Origin of the sequence: Halopseudomonas sp. SMJS2 (assembly GCF_029866945.1) — a bacterium.
GTDB lineage: Bacteria > Pseudomonadota > Gammaproteobacteria > Pseudomonadales > Pseudomonadaceae > Halopseudomonas > Halopseudomonas bauzanensis.
The window spans coordinates 206,754-224,115 of record NZ_CP123445.1 but is presented as its reverse complement, the minus strand read 5'-3'; the positions used below and the strand labels follow the sequence as shown (position 1 = coordinate 224,115).

At 60.4% G+C, this 17,362-nt stretch carries 13 protein-coding genes; 8 read left to right on the top strand and 5 right to left on the bottom strand.

The window, feature by feature from the left end; genetic code table 11:
• Nucleotides 1-46: 46 nt before the first annotated feature.
• The 4 genes from QAO71_RS01000 to thiI all read right to left on the bottom strand — a co-directional run bounded on the left by QAO71_RS01000 (nucleotide 47) and on the right by thiI (nucleotide 5,126).
• The gene (locus QAO71_RS01000) at nucleotides 47-472 is read right to left on the bottom strand and encodes a hypothetical protein (protein ID WP_280165048.1); all 426 of its coding nucleotides are present in this window, start codon (nucleotides 470-472) and stop codon (nucleotides 47-49) included.
• A gap of 93 nt (nucleotides 473-565) precedes the next feature.
• Nucleotides 566-1,222 carry a DUF4145 domain-containing protein gene (locus QAO71_RS00995; protein ID WP_280165047.1) on the bottom strand — a complete coding sequence of 219 codons (657 nt, stop codon included), beginning with the start codon at nucleotides 1,220-1,222 and terminating at the stop codon, nucleotides 566-568.
• A gap of 516 nt (nucleotides 1,223-1,738) precedes the next feature.
• Nucleotides 1,739-3,550, bottom strand: a complete 1,812-nt coding sequence (gene typA, locus QAO71_RS00990) for a translational GTPase TypA (protein WP_036991344.1) — start codon at nucleotides 3,548-3,550, stop codon at nucleotides 1,739-1,741.
• A 121-nt stretch (nucleotides 3,551-3,671) separates the two neighbouring features.
• On the bottom strand, nucleotides 3,672-5,126 hold the full coding sequence (gene thiI, locus QAO71_RS00985; protein ID WP_280165046.1) for a tRNA uracil 4-sulfurtransferase ThiI: 1,455 nt from the start codon (nucleotides 5,124-5,126) through the stop codon (nucleotides 3,672-3,674).
• Between the two features lie 323 nt (nucleotides 5,127-5,449).
• On the opposite strand from thiI, the gene glnA reads away from it, so the two are divergent.
• A complete protein-coding gene (gene glnA / locus QAO71_RS00980; RefSeq protein ID WP_036991347.1) occupies nucleotides 5,450-6,853 on the top strand; it encodes a glutamate--ammonia ligase in 1,404 nt (467 codons plus the stop codon).
• 341 nt (nucleotides 6,854-7,194) lie between these two features.
• A complete protein-coding gene (locus QAO71_RS00975; RefSeq protein ID WP_280165045.1) occupies nucleotides 7,195-8,913 on the top strand; it encodes an L-lactate permease in 1,719 nt (572 codons plus the stop codon).
• A gap of 49 nt (nucleotides 8,914-8,962) precedes the next feature.
• On the opposite strand, the gene glcC is transcribed toward QAO71_RS00975, so the two are convergent.
• Nucleotides 8,963-9,733 carry a transcriptional regulator GlcC gene (glcC, locus tag QAO71_RS00970; RefSeq protein WP_036992005.1) on the bottom strand — a complete coding sequence of 257 codons (771 nt, stop codon included), beginning with the start codon at nucleotides 9,731-9,733 and terminating at the stop codon, nucleotides 8,963-8,965.
• Nucleotides 9,734-9,969: 236 nt separating this feature from the next.
• On the opposite strand from glcC, the gene glcD reads away from it, so the two are divergent.
• The 6 genes from glcD (at nucleotide 9,970) to QAO71_RS00940 (ending at nucleotide 17,219) form a co-directional block, all read left to right on the top strand.
• Nucleotides 9,970-11,469: a glycolate oxidase subunit GlcD gene (glcD, locus tag QAO71_RS00965; protein ID WP_136868454.1), complete on the top strand. Its 1,500-nt coding sequence runs from the start codon at nucleotides 9,970-9,972 to the stop codon at nucleotides 11,467-11,469.
• Nucleotides 11,469-12,563, top strand: a complete 1,095-nt coding sequence (gene glcE, locus QAO71_RS00960; protein ID WP_074779195.1) for a glycolate oxidase subunit GlcE — start codon at nucleotides 11,469-11,471, stop codon at nucleotides 12,561-12,563. The genes glcD and glcE overlap by 1 nt, the downstream gene beginning before the upstream one ends.
• A gap of 18 nt (nucleotides 12,564-12,581) precedes the next feature.
• A complete protein-coding gene (gene glcF / locus QAO71_RS00955; RefSeq protein WP_136868455.1) occupies nucleotides 12,582-13,799 on the top strand; it encodes a glycolate oxidase subunit GlcF in 1,218 nt (405 codons plus the stop codon).
• A gap of 19 nt (nucleotides 13,800-13,818) precedes the next feature.
• A complete protein-coding gene (locus QAO71_RS00950) occupies nucleotides 13,819-14,220 on the top strand; it encodes a heme-binding protein (protein WP_036991353.1) in 402 nt (133 codons plus the stop codon).
• A 19-nt stretch (nucleotides 14,221-14,239) separates the two neighbouring features.
• A complete protein-coding gene (locus QAO71_RS00945) occupies nucleotides 14,240-16,414 on the top strand; it encodes a malate synthase G (protein ID WP_036991354.1) in 2,175 nt (724 codons plus the stop codon).
• A gap of 181 nt (nucleotides 16,415-16,595) precedes the next feature.
• Entirely contained in the window at nucleotides 16,596-17,219 is a 624-nt protein-coding gene (locus QAO71_RS00940) for a DUF4124 domain-containing protein (protein WP_051611155.1), read from the top strand.
• The last annotated feature ends 143 nt before the right edge of the window (nucleotides 17,220-17,362 follow it).

Here is a 17,362-nt window from a genome sequence, read left to right as displayed (position 1 = left end):
CGTCCTGCCGCCGCTTGCGGCGGCGTATTGGTGCGCATTGTTATGACTAGCCGCACTCGCGCGTTTGTTCATTAAAACGCTCCATTATCTCGGTCCTTGGGTGGCCCAAGCGTTGGTAGTTCTCAATAGAGCGCTTTATTGCCAAAAACGACTCAAACTCCAAATTAATTTCTATCTCTTCCGCCTCGCCGGCATTGTGGTGTTTCACCAAATTTCTTGCCCAGTTCTTTTGATAATTAATTTCTCTTTTTGAAGGGCTTGGAAGGCCAGATTTTTCACGCCAAAACCGAATAAATTTAATATGCCAAGAGTCTCCGGAATCTTGACCGCGACCTTGGTTTAGTTCGTGAGTGAGACTGTCAGAAGATCCTGCAAGCGTAAGAGAGCATATGTACTCACCGGCTAGATGAAGATCACACGCTTTATTTATCTGCTCGCGAGAGATATTAGCTTTACTAACAATTCCCTTCATTTGCACTCACTAAAGTCATAACGCCGCGGTTTGAGGCTGGCATGGAGCACCAGCGGAATGGCAGTCCCAGCCGTAGGCGACAACACCGCCTTGTTATGCCATAAAATTAAGGAGAAAGCCTTCAACATCTCGTACCATTAATTTTACATCTTCATCAGTGAAATTTTCAGGCTTTCCATGAGCTGCGTTATTTCTAATATCTGCGAGAGCTGTAATTCTTTTTTGCTGTAATTTATTGTATTTACCCGACCTCGCCAGGTCTGCGTTCATTTTGTCAAGTTTTCCATGAGAAATATTCTCTTGATCACATAAGTCTCTTAATGCTGTTTCAAGTACAACTCCAGCGATAACAGCAGCTGAAAGCTTATATCCGTTATCTAACAATTCTTGCGCTTGCTCTAGCTCGCTTTCAAAAACTTCCGCCTGAATCAAGTTCTTAATTGCATTTAAATAGCCACCTTCAAAGTCTTCTTTGACAGCATGAAATACAGCCCCTAACCTTTGTGCAACACTAAAACTTGATTCCATGGTGTAAGGTTTTTCAGCCTTCTCATACTGCTCAAAGTGCTGGGACTTTTCTCCACAAGCCAGTGATAATAAGCTTCTAACTTTTACTTTCCATGCAGTAAATAGTTCTGCATCAACATGTTCGCTAGAACCAAGCTGACCATGACTAACTCTTTTGGATTGGAGCAGTACAGCATGGTCACGACTTAGTTCATCAAATCTTTTTTGGAGCTTATTATTCATATACTTCTCAATTTTATAGGCTCAGAGGCATAACAGCGATTAGACCGCACGCGGCACTAATACATAACATTGACTGTGGTATAACTCCGGGCAGACTATATAGCAGCACTTGTTATACCCAATGAAAATCAAAGAGTTATAGAGGCGCATCCACCATGGCCTGTATTCGCTTGACTGCTACATTTCCTGTTTCCATTACTACCCCCTCCCCCCGCGCAAGCAGGCACGCTACCGCCCGCAGTTATGGACGACCAATGCCGGCGTGTTCCGTATCGTTTTTAGGATGCAGCCAGCCCGTGCTTGCTGGGTCGATCTGGCTGCGTTCCTGTCGTTTGGCTTTGAACATAGCCCAGATAATGGCGCAAGGCTACCGTAAGAGTGCATAGAGCTCTGTGCCTTGCGGGCAGCAACGCCGCCTAAGGGGCGGGACACGCGGTATGTGAGGAATGATTTGGGAGCATAAAAAAACCCCCGAGGCGTTAACCGTCGGGGGCTTTTGAACTGCTGGCTAGCGGATCAGCTCTTGCTGGCGCGCTTGCGTTGGTTCTCGTCGAGGATCTTCTTGCGCAGACGGATCGACTTGGGTGTTACTTCGACCAGTTCGTCGTCGTCGATGAACTCCAGCGCCTGCTCCAGGGTGAAGCGAATCGGCGGTACCAGGGCGATGACTTCATCTTTGCCGGAGGCGCGCATGTTGTCGAGCTTCTTGCCCTTGGTGGGGTTGATCACCAGGTCGTTGTCGCGGCTGTGGATACCAGCCAGCTGGCCTTCGTAGATTTCCTGGCCGGGCTCGAGGAACAGCTTGCCGCGGCTCTGCAGCGTTTCCAGCGAGTAGGTCAGTGCCTTGCCGGTGGCCATGGAGACCAGTACGCCGTTCTGGCGGTGACCTACGTCGCCACCTTTGATCGGGCCGTAGTGGCTGAAGGTGGAGGCCAGGATACCGGTACCGGAAGTCATGGTCAGGAAGTTGTTACGGAAGCCGATCAGGCCGCGGGCCGGGATAACGTATTCCAGGCGGATGCGGCCCTTGCCGTCCGGTGCCATGTCGGTCAGATCGCCCTTGCGCAGGCCCATCTGTTCCATCAGCGCACCCTGGTGCTGCTCTTCGATGTCGATGATGACGTTCTCGTAGGGCTCCTGCTTCTCGCCGTCGATCTCGCGGATAACCACTTCCGGACGGCCGATGGCCAGCTCGAAGCCTTCGCGGCGCATGGTTTCGATCAGTACCGACAGGTGCAGTTCGCCACGACCGGAGACCTTGAACTTGTCTGCGGAGTCGCCTTCTTCAACGCGCAGGGCAACGTTGTGCAGCAGTTCCTTTTCCAGACGCTCCTTGATGTTGCGGCTGGTGACGAACTTGCCTTCCTTACCGGCGAACGGCGAGTCGTTGACCTGGAAGGTCATGGAAACGGTGGGCTCGTCCACGGTCAGCGCCGGCAGGGCTTCGACGTTGTTCATGTCGCACAGGGTGTCGGAGATGTACAGCTCGTCCATACCGCTGACGCAGACGATGTCGCCGGCCTGGGCTTCTTCCACTTCCACACGCTGCAGACCGGAATGACCCATGATCTTGAGGATACGGCCCTGACGCTTCTTGCCGTCGGCGCCGATGGCGATGACCGGGGTGTTGGTCTTGACCTTGCCGCGAGCAATACGGCCAACGCCGATCACGCCGAGGAAGCTGTTGTAGTCCAGCTGGGAGATCTGCATCTGGAACGGACCGTCCAGATCAACATTGGGAGCCGGCACGTGGTCAACGATGGCCTGGAACAGCGGGTCCATGTTGTCTTCGAGGTTCTCGTGATCGAGACCGGACAGGCCGTTCAGGGCGCTGGCGTAGACGATCGGGAAGTCCAGCTGCTCTTCGCTGGCGCCGAGGTTGTCGAACAGGTCGAAGATCTGGTCCACCACCCAATCCGGACGCGCGCCGGGACGGTCGATCTTGTTGACGACCACGATCGGGTTCAGGCCGGCCTGGAAGGCTTTCTGGGTCACGAAGCGGGTCTGCGGCATGGGGCCGTCGATGGAGTCAACCACCAGCAGTACGCAGTCAACCATGCTCATCACGCGCTCGACTTCACCACCGAAGTCGGCGTGGCCGGGGGTGTCGACGATGTTGATGTCGTAGTCTTTCCACTTCAGCGCGGTGTTCTTGGCCAGGATGGTGATACCACGTTCCTTTTCCTGGTCGTTGCTGTCCATGACGCGCTCGTTTTCGAGCTCCTTGCGATCCAAGGTACCGGACAGGCGCAACAGCTTGTCAACAAGCGTGGTCTTGCCGTGGTCAACGTGGGCAATAATGGCGATATTACGAAGATTCTCGATCACGGGGGTATCCTGGATTGCGAGGCGACAGGCGAGCCTGTCTGAAAAAAAGAGTCACGCATTATACAGACACTGAGATGACAGTGTCTGTTTTTTGTACGAAGTTGTCGGACCGCCGGTAGATTTAGCGCCGTGGCAGCCGCAATACGCGGACATTATCATGCCCGCGGTCCAGCAAATACTGGGCGTGCAGCTGGCTCATCACGCCTTTTTCACAATACAGCAGATAGGCCCGGCCTGGGTCCAGCTCGGCAAAGCGACTGTTCAATTGATAGAAGGGCACGGCCTGCACTTCCACTCCTTCGAGCACCAGCGGGTTGGCTTCCTGCTCATCCGGGTGACGCACATCCAGTACCACCTGGCCGGTCAGCGCCTGTTCAACTGTCTCCACTTCGGAGCCTTCCAGCTCCAGCTCCAGATCGCAGCAGTCGGTCGAGGTCATCTGCTCGATGGCCTCATCCAGGATGCTGAAATTGAAGCCGGCTTCGGCGGCGGTGACCTTGCGCATATTGGTGTGGATGTCCGGGCTGACCGAAATCACCCCGCAGTATTCCGGCATGCTCGCGGAGAACGCCTCGGTGCCGATGCGCCGGGCGGTGCGGATGATCTCGGTCTTGCTGGTGGTGATCAGCGGCCGCAGCACCAGCGTGTCGCAGGCCTCATCGATGGCGGCCAGGTTGGGCAGCGTCTGGCTGGACACCTGGGCGATAGCCTCACCGGTGACCAGCGCCTGGAAGCCCCGGCGCTGGGCGATACGGCTGGCGGCACGCAGCATCATGCGCTTGAGCACCACGCCCATCTGGCTGTTGTCCACGTTCTGCAGGATTTCCGCGACCACGCCCTCGAATGGCACACTGATGAAGCGCAGGCGATGGCTGGCCGCGTACTTCTCCCATAAATAGTGCGCGACCTGGCGCACGCCCAGTTCATGGGCACGCCCACCGAGGTTGAAGAACACGAAATGGGGCAGGATGCCGCGCTGCAGCATCTGGTAGCTGGCCACGGTGGAGTCGAAGCCGCCGGACATCAGGCTCAGTACCGGCTCCATGGTGCCCAGCGGGAAGCCGCCGATACCTTCATGCCGGGTCTGGATCAGGAATACCCGCTGCTGGCGGATTTCCAGCTGGATCTCTACATCCGGGTCCTTCAGCGAAACGCCCGCCGCCCCGCTCGACTCCATCAGCCGTGAGCCCAGCAGCCGGTTCACGTCAGTGGACGAGAACGGGTGCTTGCCGATCCGCTTGCAGCGCACCGCGAAAGTCTTGCCCCGCAACTGCCCGGCAAAGCACGCCACGCATAGCTCGGCCAGCTCATCCAGGCTACCCAGCTCGTGCTCGTGTACTTCATGGATATGGTTGATGCCGGGCGTATTCTGCAGCCGTTCGATTACCTGCGCCTGCAGCGCCGGATCGTCGCCGGTAATAATCTCCAGGCTGTCCCAGTTACCAGCAATGCGCAGCTCGGGGTCGATCGGCTTGAGCAACACCTTGAGGTTCTTGCGCAGCTGGGAGACGAAGCGCTTGCGCACCTGCGGCGATTTGATGGTGATCTCGGCGAAGAATTTGATAATCAGTTTCATAGGAACAATTCTGGGTCGGCGCAGCGAAAAGGGGCGCATTATACCCGTGCTGCCCGGCATTCGCCCGGTTTACCGACCGACGCGCCAATATGGTGCATCGCAACTGTTCCCCGCACCGATCAAGTGCGCGATAATGCCCGGCAAGACCTGCACTGATCCCCAGATCACGCTGCAGCCGGGGTTTGCACTGCCTGGCAATGCTGGCACAGCTTTTGCTGCCATTACCTGGACAAACGAACCGGGCGGGATAAATCAATTTCCGCATCACTACGTATGAAAGGGCCAGGCCGACACCTGGAACGAGATTCCTACTGGAGAACAGCATGTCGAAAGCGATCCAACTGATCAACGAATTTGATGTGAAGTGGGTTGATCTGCGCTTCACCGATACCAAGGGCAAACAGCAGCATGTCACCATGCCGGCCCGCGACGCCAACGAAGATTTCTTCGAGGATGGCAAGATGTTTGACGGCTCCTCGATCGCCGGCTGGAAAGGCATTGAAGCGTCCGACATGATTCTGATGCCCGACGACAGCACCGCGGTGCTGGACCCGTTCACCGAAGAGCCGACGCTGATTATCGTCTGCGACATCATCGAACCGGCTACCATGCAGCGTTATGAGCGCGACCCGCGCAGCATCGCCCGCCTGGCCGAGGAATACCTGAAGTCCACCGGCATCGGCGACACCGCCTTCTTCGGCCCTGAGCCGGAGTTCTTCATCTTTGACGAGGTGAAGTACAAGTCCGATATCTCCGGCTCCATGTTCAAGATCTACTCCGAGCAGGGCTCGTGGAACACCGACGCCTCCTTCGAGACCGGCAACAAAGGTCACCGCCCCGGCGTCAAGGGTGGCTACTTCCCGGTGCCGCCGTTGGATCATGACCATGAGATCCGTACCGCCATGTGCAACGCGCTGGAGGAAATGGGCCAGGTAGTGGAAGTTCACCACCACGAAGTGGCTACCGCTGGCCAGAACGAGATCGGCGTGCAGTTCAATACGCTGGTGGCCAAGGCCGATGAAGTGCAGAACCTGAAATACGTGGTGCACAACGTCGCCGATGCCTACGGCAAGACCGCTACCTTCATGCCCAAGCCGCTGTACGGTGACAACGGCTCCGGTATGCACGTGCACATCTCGATCAGCAAGGATGGCAAGAACACCTTCTCCGGCGAAGGCTATGCCGGTCTGTCCGAGACGGCGCTGTACTTCATTGGCGGCATCATCAAGCACGGCAAGGCCCTGAACGCCTTCACCAACCCGTCGACCAACTCCTACAAGCGTCTGGTCCCGGGTTTCGAAGCACCGGTCATGCTCGCCTACTCGGCCCGTAACCGCAGCGCCTCGATCCGCATCCCGCATGTATCCAGCCCCAAGGCCCGACGCATCGAAGCTCGCTTCCCGGATCCGGCTGCCAACCCCTACCTGGCCTTCGCCGCGCTGCTGATGGCTGGCCTGGATGGCATCCAGAACAAGATTCACCCCGGCGATGCGGCGGACAAGAACCTGTACGACCTGCCCCCGGAGGAAGCCAGCCAGATTCCGCAGGTGTGCGGTAGCCTGAAGGAAGCACTGGAGGCGCTGGACGCTGACCGCGAGTTCCTGACCAAGGGCAGCGTGTTCACCGACGAGTTCATCGATACCTTCCTGGAGCTGAAATCAGCCGAAGAGCTCAAGGTGCGTACCTTCGTTCACCCGCTGGAATACGAGCTGTACTACAGCGTCTGATCTGCTCTCGCAGTGACAAACCCCGGCTTGCCGGGGTTTTCTGCTTTCTGGCCCGGCGTTTTGCTGCGCCAGACGCTCTGACCAGCGAGTCAGCAGCTGCCCGGCCATTCACGCCATCTGGTAGGACCAGTTTGACTGTGACCCTCGAAAAAGCATGACCAACTCGTCAACTCATGGCCCACAAGGGGTCTCCCGCCCGCCCTCTCCTGGGGAATAAATTACTGGTCTGACCATTGAGATAACATCTGGACCTGTCCGATCGGTGATAGCAATATCCCATCCGACCGAGCTATGCTGCAGTTGCTGCGCATTCCTCATAAAAAAAACAAAGGAAATTCCAGATGAGCCAAACTCTTTTGTCTCTGCTTGCATTCTTTCCTCTGGTTCTCGCGGGGGTCCTGCTGGTCGGGTTCCGTTGGCCGGCGAAATATGCAATGCCTGTCGTCTTCATCGTTACCGTCGCCATTGCCCTGCTCGCCTGGGATATGACGTGGGTACGGGTCGTCGCTTCCAGTCTTCAGGGATTGGTTCTGACGGCTTCCATCCTCTGGATCATCTTCGGTGCGATTCTACTGCTCAACACGCTGAAGCATTCGGGCGGCATCCTCGCCATCCGCAAGGGCTTCTCGGGCATCAGCCCGGACCGTCGCGTGCAGGCGATCATCGTCACCTGGCTGTTCGGCTGCTTCATTGAAGGCGCCTCCGGCTTTGGTACTCCGGCTGCGGTCGCCGCACCACTGATGGTGGCGCTGGGCTTCCCGGCCGTTGCTGCGGTGGTAGTCGGTATGATCGTGCAATCCTCGCCGGTGTCCTTCGGTGCGGTGGGCACGCCGATGATTGTTGGTGTCGGCGCGGGCCTGGATCAAGCCGGTATCGGTGCCAGCCTGGCTACTGTCGGCTCTGACTGGCCGACCTTCTTCCAGTTGATCGTTTCCAAGGTCGCCATCACGCATGCCCTGCTCGGCCTGCTGATGCCGCTGATCATGGTCATGATCCTGACCCGCTTCTTCGGCGCGAACCGCTCTTGGAAAGAAGGTCTGGCGGTTGCTCCCTTCGCCCTCTTTGCCGCGGTGTCTTTCTCCGTTCCCTACGCGCTGGCCGGGGTGTTTCTCGGACCGGAGTTCCCCTCCATCATCGGCGGCCTCGTCGGTCTGGCGATTGTGGTGCCCGCTGCCAAGGCTGGCTTCCTGATGCCCAAGGAAACCTGGGACTTTGCCGATCCCAAGGACTGGCCTGCCGACTGGATGGGCAGTGTCGAGATGAAGCTGGATGACGTGGCCGGCAAACGCCCGATCGCCATCTGGATGGCCTGGCTGCCCTATGTGCTGCTGGCTGCGGTGCTGGTGCTGTCGCGTACCAACGACACCCTCAAGGGCCTGCTCAACAGCCTGAGCTTCAAGTTCACCGATATCATGGGTGAAGCGGGTCTGTCCGCCAGCCTTGAGCCGCTGTATCTGCCTGGTGGCATCCTGGTGTTCGTGGTGCTGGTCACCGCCCTGGTGCATCGAATGTCGTTCACCGAGTTCAAGCGCTCGCTGGGCGAGTCTACCAACACCATCATTGGCGCCGGCTTCGTGTTGATCTTCACCATTCCCATGGTGCGTATCCTGATCAACTCGGGAGTCAACCTGTCCGACCTGCCTTCCATGCCGGTGGCCATGGCCAATGCCGTCGCCAACGCGGTGGGTGATGTCTACCCGCTGTTCGCCCCGACGGTAGGTGCGCTGGGTGCGTTCATCGCCGGTTCCAACACCGCCTCCAACCTGATGCTCTCGCAGTTCCAGTTCAATACCGCTGAGCTGCTGGGTATCTCCGGCGCCATGATCGTTGCGGGGCAATCGGTGGGTGCGGCTGCGGGTAACATGATTGCCATCCACAACGTGGTAGCGGCATCGGCCACCGTCGGCCTGCTGGGACGTGAGGGCGTTACCCTGCGCAAGACCTTGCTGCCAACTATCTATTACGTCACCTTTGCCGGCCTGCTGATGATGCTGGCGATCTACGTGCTAGGTATCAGCGATCCGCTGAACGCAGCGGGAATCACCACCACAGGTAGCTGATTCCCCAGTGCGGATAAAAGGGCGGCGCACTGATGTGCACCGCCCTTTTTTATTGCCAGCCCTCCAGGCGCAAGGTTGCCCGCTCCAGTCGCTGGCCTTCGTTTTCGATATCCCGCAGGTTGTCTCGAATACTGTGAATATGATCCATCGCCGCGCGCTTGGCCTGGGTCGGCAAGCGCTCCATCACCGCGTGGTAGAGCCGGGCATGCTGGCGATCCAACTGCCGCTTGTGCGTCGGCCGGTGGTAGAGGTTCTGCACCGAGGCGAACACCGAGCCCAGCAACAACTTGGTCAGCGACTGCAGGGTATGCACCAGCACCGGGTTATGCGAGGCGTCGCAGATCGCCAGGTGAAAGGCGTGGTCCAGATGCGCCAGGGTTTCCGGGTCCCGCGCCGGGCCGCCGGTATGGGCGGCGACCATTTCATCATAGCGCCGCTGGATCAATACGAAGTCAGCATCAGTACCGCGCAGCGCCGCCAGCCGCGCCGACTCGCCTTCGAGCAGGGCGCGCACCTCAAGCAGATCGAACAGCGTCCGTGGGTGATTGTTGAACAGGTGCATCATCGGCGTCTCATCCCGATTGCCCATCAGACTGGCAACGTAAGAGCCGCGTCCCTGGGAAGTCTTGATCAGCCCCCTGCCGCGCAGTACCTTCAGCCCTTCACGCAAGGCGCTGCGGGAAATGCCCAGCTTCTCGCACTGTTGCCGCTCGGATGGCAGCATCTGGCCCATTTTCAGCACACCGTCCGCGATCAGCTTCTCGATACGGTCAGCAACCACATCGCCCACCTGGCGACGCTCCGAAGCATTTTCAACCATGACCTCACCCTTCTTGGAAAAACTGGTCATACCAGAGTAAGGATGGCGCGTTTACAAATCCACTATATTTTTGTGATTGCCTGTATCTCACGCGCCATGGCAAACAAAATCAGCAATATGAACGTAACAAACTGGTCCGACCAGATGGTTTTAGGCTGGACGTCGGCCGCCCAAAGCAGCAGTATTCGAAGCCAGAAGTGGGTCCCAAGACCATCGATAACAAACAGGTGATATCCGTGAACCTTCTCTATGATGAAAAGCTCGACGGTCCTCTGCCTCCCGTAGACAAGGCGGGATTGATCAACGAGCTGCGCCAGACACTGCCTGATCTGGAAGTGCTGCACGAACGTGAAGACCTGCAGCCCTACGAATGCGATGGGCTGTCGGCCTACCGCGTCATGCCCCTGCTGGTGGTGATGCCCGAGACCGTTGAGCAGATCGAGACCTTCATGAAGATCTGTCATCAGCGCCAGGTCCCGGTCGTCGCCCGTGGTGCCGGTACCGGCCTGTCAGGTGGCGCCCTGCCGCTGGAAGGCGGTGTGCTGCTGGTGCTGGCGCGCCTGAAGAATATTCTCGAGGTCAACCCAGAGGGTCGTTTCGCGCGGGTTCAGCCCGGCGTGCGCAATTTGGCGATCTCCGAAGCCGCCGCACCCTATCAGCTGTACTACGCCCCCGATCCGTCATCACAGATTGCTTGTTCGATCGGCGGCAACGTGGCGGAGAATGCCGGCGGCGTGCATTGCCTGAAATACGGGCTGACCGTACACAACCTGCTGAAAGTGGAGATTGTCACCGTCGAAGGCGAGCGCATGACGCTCGGTTCCGACGCGCTGGACAGCCCCGGCTTCGACCTGATGGCACTGTTTACCGGCTCCGAAGGCATGCTCGGCATCGTCGTCGAGGTCACCGTCAAGCTGCTGCCGCGGCCCCAGGTCGCCAAGGTATTGATGGCCAGCTTCGATGACGTGGGCAAGGCCGGCAAGGCTGTGGGTGACATCATTTCCGCCGGCATCATCCCCGGCGGGCTGGAGATGATGGACAACCTGGCCATTCGCGCGGCCGAGGATTTCATTCACGCCGGCTATCCGGTGGAGGCTGAAGCCATACTGCTGTGCGAGCTTGATGGCGTCGAAGCCGATGTTGCCGATGAATGCGAGCGGGTGCGCCAGGTGCTGGAGAACAGCGGCGCGACCGCTATCAGCCAGGCCAAGGATGACGCCGAACGCGCGCTGTTCTGGGCCGGGCGCAAGAATGCCTTCCCGGCGGTGGGTCGCATTTCGCCGGATTACTACTGCATGGACGGTACCATCCCGCGCCGCGAACTGCCCAAGGTGCTGCAGGGCATTGCCGACCTGTCCGCCGAGTACGGCCTGCGCGTGGCCAACGTGTTCCATGCCGGTGACGGCAACATGCACCCGCTGATCCTGTTCGATGCCAACCAGGAAGGCGAGCTGGAGCGCGCCGAAGCGGTCGGCGGCAAGATCCTCGAACTCTGCGTCGCCGTGGGCGGCTCGATCACCGGGGAGCACGGTGTCGGCCGGGAGAAGATCAACCAGATGTGCTCGCAGTTCAACGATGACGAGCTGTTGACCTTCCATGCGGTGAAGGCCGCGTTCGATCCCGATGGCCTGCTCAACCCGGGCAAGAACATCCCAACACTGAACCGCTGCGCCGAATTCGGTGCCATGCATATCCACAATGGCGAGTTGCCCTTCCCTGAACTGGAGCGCTTCTGATGTCGGCCCAACACGAACATGCCCATCGCCCTGGCGAACGCGCCGCGTCGGCCAGTGAACAGCAACTGCAGCAGCAGGTGCTCGATGCCCTGCACAGCAATACCCCGCTGGCGATCCAGGGTGCCAACAGCAAAGCCTTTCTCGGCCGCCCGGTCGATGGCCAGGTGCTGGATACCCGGGGCCACAGCGGCATCGTCAACTACGATCCCACCGAATTGGTGGTGACCGTACGCAGTGGCACTCCGCTGGTCGAGCTGCTTGCCGCGCTGGATGATCAAGGCCAGACATTGACCTGCGAGCCGCCGACCTTCAACGGCCAGGCGACGGTGGGTGGCATGATCGCTGCCGGCCTGTCCGGCCCGCGCCGCCCCTGGTCTGGCGCAGTACGCGACCTGGTGCTCGGCACCCGCGTCATCACCGGTCATGGCAAGCTGCTGCGTTTTGGTGGTGAAGTCATGAAGAACGTGGCGGGTTATGACCTGTCCCGCCTGATGGCCGCCAGTTTCGGTCAGCTCGGGGTCATTACCGAGGTGTCCATGAAGGTGCTACCCAAGCCGGTCAGCAGCCATCACCTGCGTCTGGAGCTGCCCGTCGAGAGGGCGCTGCTGAAGCTCGCCGAATGGGGCCAGCAGCCGATTCCGATCACTGCTGCCAGCTACCTGGACGGTCATCTGCATCTGCGCCTGGAAGGCGGCGTGGGTTCGGTGCGCTCAGCCGCCGACCGTATCGGTGGCGAGGAACTGGATGCCGGTTTCTGGACCCAGCTCAATGAACAGCAACTGGACTTCTTCCAGGACCCACGGCCGCTGTGGCGCCTGTCGCTGCCACCGCTGACGGCGGAACTGGAGCTGCCCGGCGCCAGCCTGCTCGACTGGGCCGGTGCCCAGCGCTGGTTGAAGTCCGACGCCGCTGCCGAGGAACTCCAGGCACTGGCCAGCCGTCACGGCGGTCATGCCACCTGTTACCGCGCCGGCGTCACAGATAGCCCGTTCCAGCCCCTGACACCGCTGCTGCAACGCTATCACCGCCAACTGAAGAAGCAGCTCGATCCTCAGGGCCTGTTCAACCCCGGCCGGATGTATCCCGGGCTCTGAGACTGAAGAGGTAACATCATGCAAACCAATCTCACTGAAAAGGCGCGCAAGCTGCCGCGCGCCGAAGAGGCAGAAAGCATTCTGCGCTCCTGCGTGCATTGCGGCTTCTGCAATGCGACCTGCCCGACCTATCAGTTGCTCGGCGACGAGCGCGACGGTCCCCGCGGGCGTATCTACCTGATCAAGGCATTTCTCGAAGGCGAAGCCACTACCCGGGAAACCCAGCTGCACCTGGACCAGTGCCTGAGCTGCCGCAACTGCGAAACCACCTGCCCGTCCGGCGTGAAGTATCACAACCTGCTGGATATCGGTCGCGAAGCCATGGCCAGCGAGATCGAGCGTCCGCTGCAACAGCGCATGCTGCGCTCGGCGCTGCGCCATGTGGTGCCCAACCCGGTGATCTTCAACCCGCTGCTCAAGGCTGGCCAGGCAGTCCGCACCTTCATGCCAGCGGCGGTCAAGGACAAGATTCCGGCCAAACTGGCTCCAGCCAAGCCGCGCCCGGCCCCGCGCCATGCCCGTCACGTGCTGATCCTCGAAGGCTGCGCCCAGCAGGGCCTGTCGCCCAACACCAACGCCGCCACGGCGCGGGTGCTGGACCGGCTGGGCATTTCCATCAAGCCGATCAGCGAGGCCGGCTGCTGTGGCGCGGTGGATTACCACCTGGATGCCCAGCAAGCCGGGCTTGACCGTGCGCGGCGGAATATCGACGCCTGGTGGCCAGCCGTCGAGAATGGCGCCGAGGCGATCATCCAGACCGCCAGCGGCTGTGGTGCCTTCGTCAAGGAATACGCCCACCTGCTGCGCGATGATCCGGCCTATGCCGAAAAGGCGCGCAAGATCAGCGCCCTGGCGCTGGATCTGGTCGAAGTGCTGGAGAAGGAAGATCTGCAACCGCTGCAGGTCAAGGCCACGCAGACCCTGGCCTTCCACTGCCCCTGTACCCTGCAGCATGCCCAGAAATTGGGCGGGCGCGTGGAGCCGATCCTGCGCAAGCTGGGTTTCAGCCTGACGCCGGTAGCCGATGCGCATCTGTGCTGCGGCTCGGCCGGCAGCTACTCTATTACCCAGCCGGTACTGGCCAAGCAGCTGCGCGACAATAAACTGAACGCGCTGGAAGCCGGTAAACCCGATACTATCGTCACTGCCAATATCGGCTGCCAGACCCATCTGGGCTCGGCCAACCGAACCCCCGTGCGCCATTGGATCGAAGTCGTCGAAGACGCAATCAACTGACCTCCCAGGAGATAACAAGATGCTGAGCAAACCCGTACTGACCCTCGAAGAAGCCAACCGTATGATCGACGCGGCCTTCGCTGAAGCGGACCAGAATGAATGGAAGGTCACCGTCGCCGTGGTCGATGACGGCGGCCATATCCTGGCCATGCGCCGGATGGATGGCTGCGCGCCAATCGCTTCCTACATCGCACCGCAGAAAGCCCGCAGCGCTGCTCTGGGTCGCCGCGACACCAGTGAATTCGAAGCCATGATCAATGGCGGCCGTACTGCCTTCCTGTCCGCTCCGGAAGTGTCCGGCCTGCTCGAAGGTGGCGTGCCGCTGAAGGTCGAAGGTCAGGTTGTTGCCGCCATCGGCGTTTCCGGTGTCAAACCGGATCAGGATGCCCAGGTCGCCAAGGCCGGCATCGCCGCACTGTAATCCGAGGAGGAATCCTGACATGACTCAACGCAAGGACATCCAGGGCCTGCAGATCGACACGGCCCTGCATCAGTTTATCGAGCAACAGGCATTGCCTGGCACCGGCGTCGACGCTGCCGCGTTCTGGGCCGGTTTCAGCGAGCTGGTCCACGACCTGGCGCCGAAGAATCGCGCCCTGCTGGCCGAACGTGACCGCCTGCAGACCGAGCTGGACCAATGGCACAGCGCCAACCCCGGCCCGATCCGGGACATGGCGGCGTACCGCGAATTCCTGACCTCCATCGGCTATCTCAAGCCGGTACCGGCGGACTTCCGCATCACCACCGCCAATACCGATATCGAGATCACCCAGCAGGCCGGTCCGCAGCTGGTGGTACCGGTCATGAATGGCCGCTACGCGCTGAACGCCGCCAACGCCCGCTGGGGCAGCCTGTACGACGCCCTGTACGGCACCGATGCGATCGCCGAAGACGATGGCGCCGAACGCGGCCCGGGCTACAACCCGGTGCGCGGCGACAAGGTCATCGCCTTTGCCCGTGACTTCCTCAACCAGAGCATCCCGCTGCAACAGGGCGACCATACCCAGGTCGAAGCCTACCGCGTGCAGGATGGCCAACTGCAGGTCACCTTGCTGTCAGGCCAGACCACCGGCCTGCAGAACCCGGCGCTGTTCGCCGGCTACCAGGGCAACCCGGCCAACCCGGATGCGCTGCTGTTCGTCCACAACGGTCTGCACTTCGAGATCCAGATCGACCGCGAGCACGCCATCGGCAAGACCGACGCTGCTGGCGTGAAAGACGTACTGATGGAAGCCGCAGTATCCACCATCATGGATTGCGAAGACTCCATCGCCGCCGTTGATGCTGAAGACAAGGTCCTGGCCTACGGTAACTGGCTGGGTCTGCTGCGTGGCGACCTCGAAGAGCAGATGGAAAAGGGCGGCCGCGCCATGGTCCGCCGGCTGAACCCCGACCGCCAGTACACCACCGCCGACGGTGGCGAGCTGACCCTGCATGGCCGTTCGCTGCTGTTCATCCGCAACGTCGGTCACCTGATGACCAACCCGGCGATCCTGCTGAAAGACGGCAGCGAAATCCCCGAGGGCATCATGGACGCCGTCTGCACCAGCCTGATCGCCATCCACGATCTGCAGCGCAAGGGCAACTCGCGCACCGGCAGCATCTATATCGTCAAACCCAAGATGCACGGCCCGGATGAAGTGGCGTTCGCCAATGAACTGTTCGGTCGCGTCGAGCAACTGCTCGGCCTGCCGCAGAACACCATCAAGATGGGCATCATGGACGAGGAGCGCCGCACCTCGGTCAACCTCAAGGCGTGCATCGCCGCAGCCAGCGCCCGGGTAGCCTTCATCAACACCGGCTTCCTCGACCGCACCGGCGACGAGATGCACACCGTAATGCAGGGCGGCCCGGTATTGCGCAAGGGCGACATGAAGCCTACCGCGTGGATCCAGGCTTACGAGCGCAACAACGTGCTGGTCGGCCTGACCTGCGGCCTGCGCGGCAAGGCGCAGATCGGCAAGGGCATGTGGGCCATGCCAGACTTGATGGCAGCCATGCTGGAGCAGAAAATCGGCCATCCCAAGGCCGGTGCCAACACCGCCTGGGTACCCTCGCCGACCGCCGCCGTGCTGCACGCACTGCACTATCATCAGGTCGATGTGCAGGCCGTGCAGCAGGAGCTGGAGAAAATCTCCCTGCAGAATGAGCAGGAAGCCCTGCTCAACGGCCTGCTGACCGCGCCGCTGGCGGAACAGGCCAACTGGAGCGATGAAGAGAAGCAGCAGGAGCTGGACAACAATGCCCAGGGTATCCTCGGCTACGTGGTGCGCTGGGTGAACCAGGGCGTCGGTTGCTCCAAGGTGCCGGATATCAACAATATCGGCCTCATGGAAGACCGCGCCACCCTGCGCATCTCCAGCCAGCACATGGCTAACTGGCTGCACCACGGCGTGGTCAGCAAGGAGCAGGTGATCGAGACCTTCGAGCGCATGGCCAAGGTAGTGGACCAGCAGAACGCCGGTGACCCGGAGTACAGCGCCATGGCCACCGACTTCACCAACTCGCCGGCCTACCAGGCGGCCCTGGACCTGGTGTTCAAGGGTCTGGAGCAGCCCAGCGGCTATACCGAGCCGCTGCTGCACCACTGGCGGCAGGTCGCCAAGGCGCGCTGATCGGCGCCTGACCTGCTCACCTGACAACGCCCCCGATTCCGGGGGCGTTTTCTTTTGTCCTTCACCCTACCGACCACCGGTTATCCGCAATACCCGAACGGCGTCTCACTGCTGCCTTCGCCACTTGCCAGCGCGCCGATTGAGTGCAAGTCTTAAGCAATCATCAATGGAGTGAAACAGTATGTTCCGGTTACCCCTGGCCGCCACCCTGTGTGCCCTGCTGCTCGCCGGCCCGGCGGGCGCGCAGATCTATTCCTGGACCGATGCGGACGGAAATCGCATCTTCTCCGATCAGCCCCGTCCCGGTGCCAGCACCGTTGAGCTGGGGCCGACCAATGTCATCGAGCCGGCGCCGGCCGCTGCGCAACCCAGGCCCATCGACCCGCCGGCCGACAGCGGCAACGCGAGCTTCTACCGCGAGCTGAACATCACCAGCCCCGCCCATGACAGCAATATCCGCAGCAACGAGGGTGATCTCACCCTGGTAGTGCAGACCGACCCGCCGCTCAGTGGCAGCCATCTGCTGCGGGTATCCCTGGACGGGGTGCTGAGCGACAGCGCCGTGCCGGGCAACGGTGCGGCGATGCATCAGTTGACGGTGGGCAATGTCGACCGGGGCAGCCACCAGATTGCCGTGGTCGTGGTCAATGCCCGGGGAGAAGAGCTGCAGCGCAGCGCGCCGATCACCGTGCACCTGCAACGCACCTCGCTCAACCAACCGGGTCGCGGCGGCGCCAATCAGGCACCCCGGGCACCCGCTGCACCCAGAGCGCCCAATGTGCCCAAGCCGGGTACCGGTGGCTGAGCTACCTTTGCGCACCATTATGGTGCGCATGCCCCTTTTTCGTGCCATAGTGATTCGCCAACCGGACACTGCCCTGGCACGCTTCCAGTTGCTCTTTCTCTGCCGTGCCCGGCATACAGCGGACCGCTGCCCAAGTATATGCC

Coding starts and splice junctions, on each gene's coding strand:
- QAO71_RS01000 (WP_280165048.1), bottom strand. CDS start 472: ATGAAGGGAATTGTTAGTAAAGCTAATATCTCTCGCGAGCAGATAAAT.
- QAO71_RS00995 (WP_280165047.1), bottom strand. CDS start 1,222: ATGAATAATAAGCTCCAAAAAAGATTTGATGAACTAAGTCGTGACCAT.
- thiI (WP_280165046.1), bottom strand. CDS start 5,126: ATGAAACTGATTATCAAATTCTTCGCCGAGATCACCATCAAATCGCCG.
- glnA (WP_036991347.1), top strand. CDS start 5,450: ATGTCGAAAGCGATCCAACTGATCAACGAATTTGATGTGAAGTGGGTT.
- QAO71_RS00975 (WP_280165045.1), top strand. CDS start 7,195: ATGAGCCAAACTCTTTTGTCTCTGCTTGCATTCTTTCCTCTGGTTCTC.
- glcC (WP_036992005.1), bottom strand. CDS start 9,733: ATGGTTGAAAATGCTTCGGAGCGTCGCCAGGTGGGCGATGTGGTTGCT.
- glcE (WP_074779195.1), top strand. CDS start 11,469: ATGTCGGCCCAACACGAACATGCCCATCGCCCTGGCGAACGCGCCGCG.
- glcF (WP_136868455.1), top strand. CDS start 12,582: ATGCAAACCAATCTCACTGAAAAGGCGCGCAAGCTGCCGCGCGCCGAA.
- QAO71_RS00950 (WP_036991353.1), top strand. CDS start 13,819: ATGCTGAGCAAACCCGTACTGACCCTCGAAGAAGCCAACCGTATGATC.
- QAO71_RS00945 (WP_036991354.1), top strand. CDS start 14,240: ATGACTCAACGCAAGGACATCCAGGGCCTGCAGATCGACACGGCCCTG.
- QAO71_RS00940 (WP_051611155.1), top strand. CDS start 16,596: ATGTTCCGGTTACCCCTGGCCGCCACCCTGTGTGCCCTGCTGCTCGCC.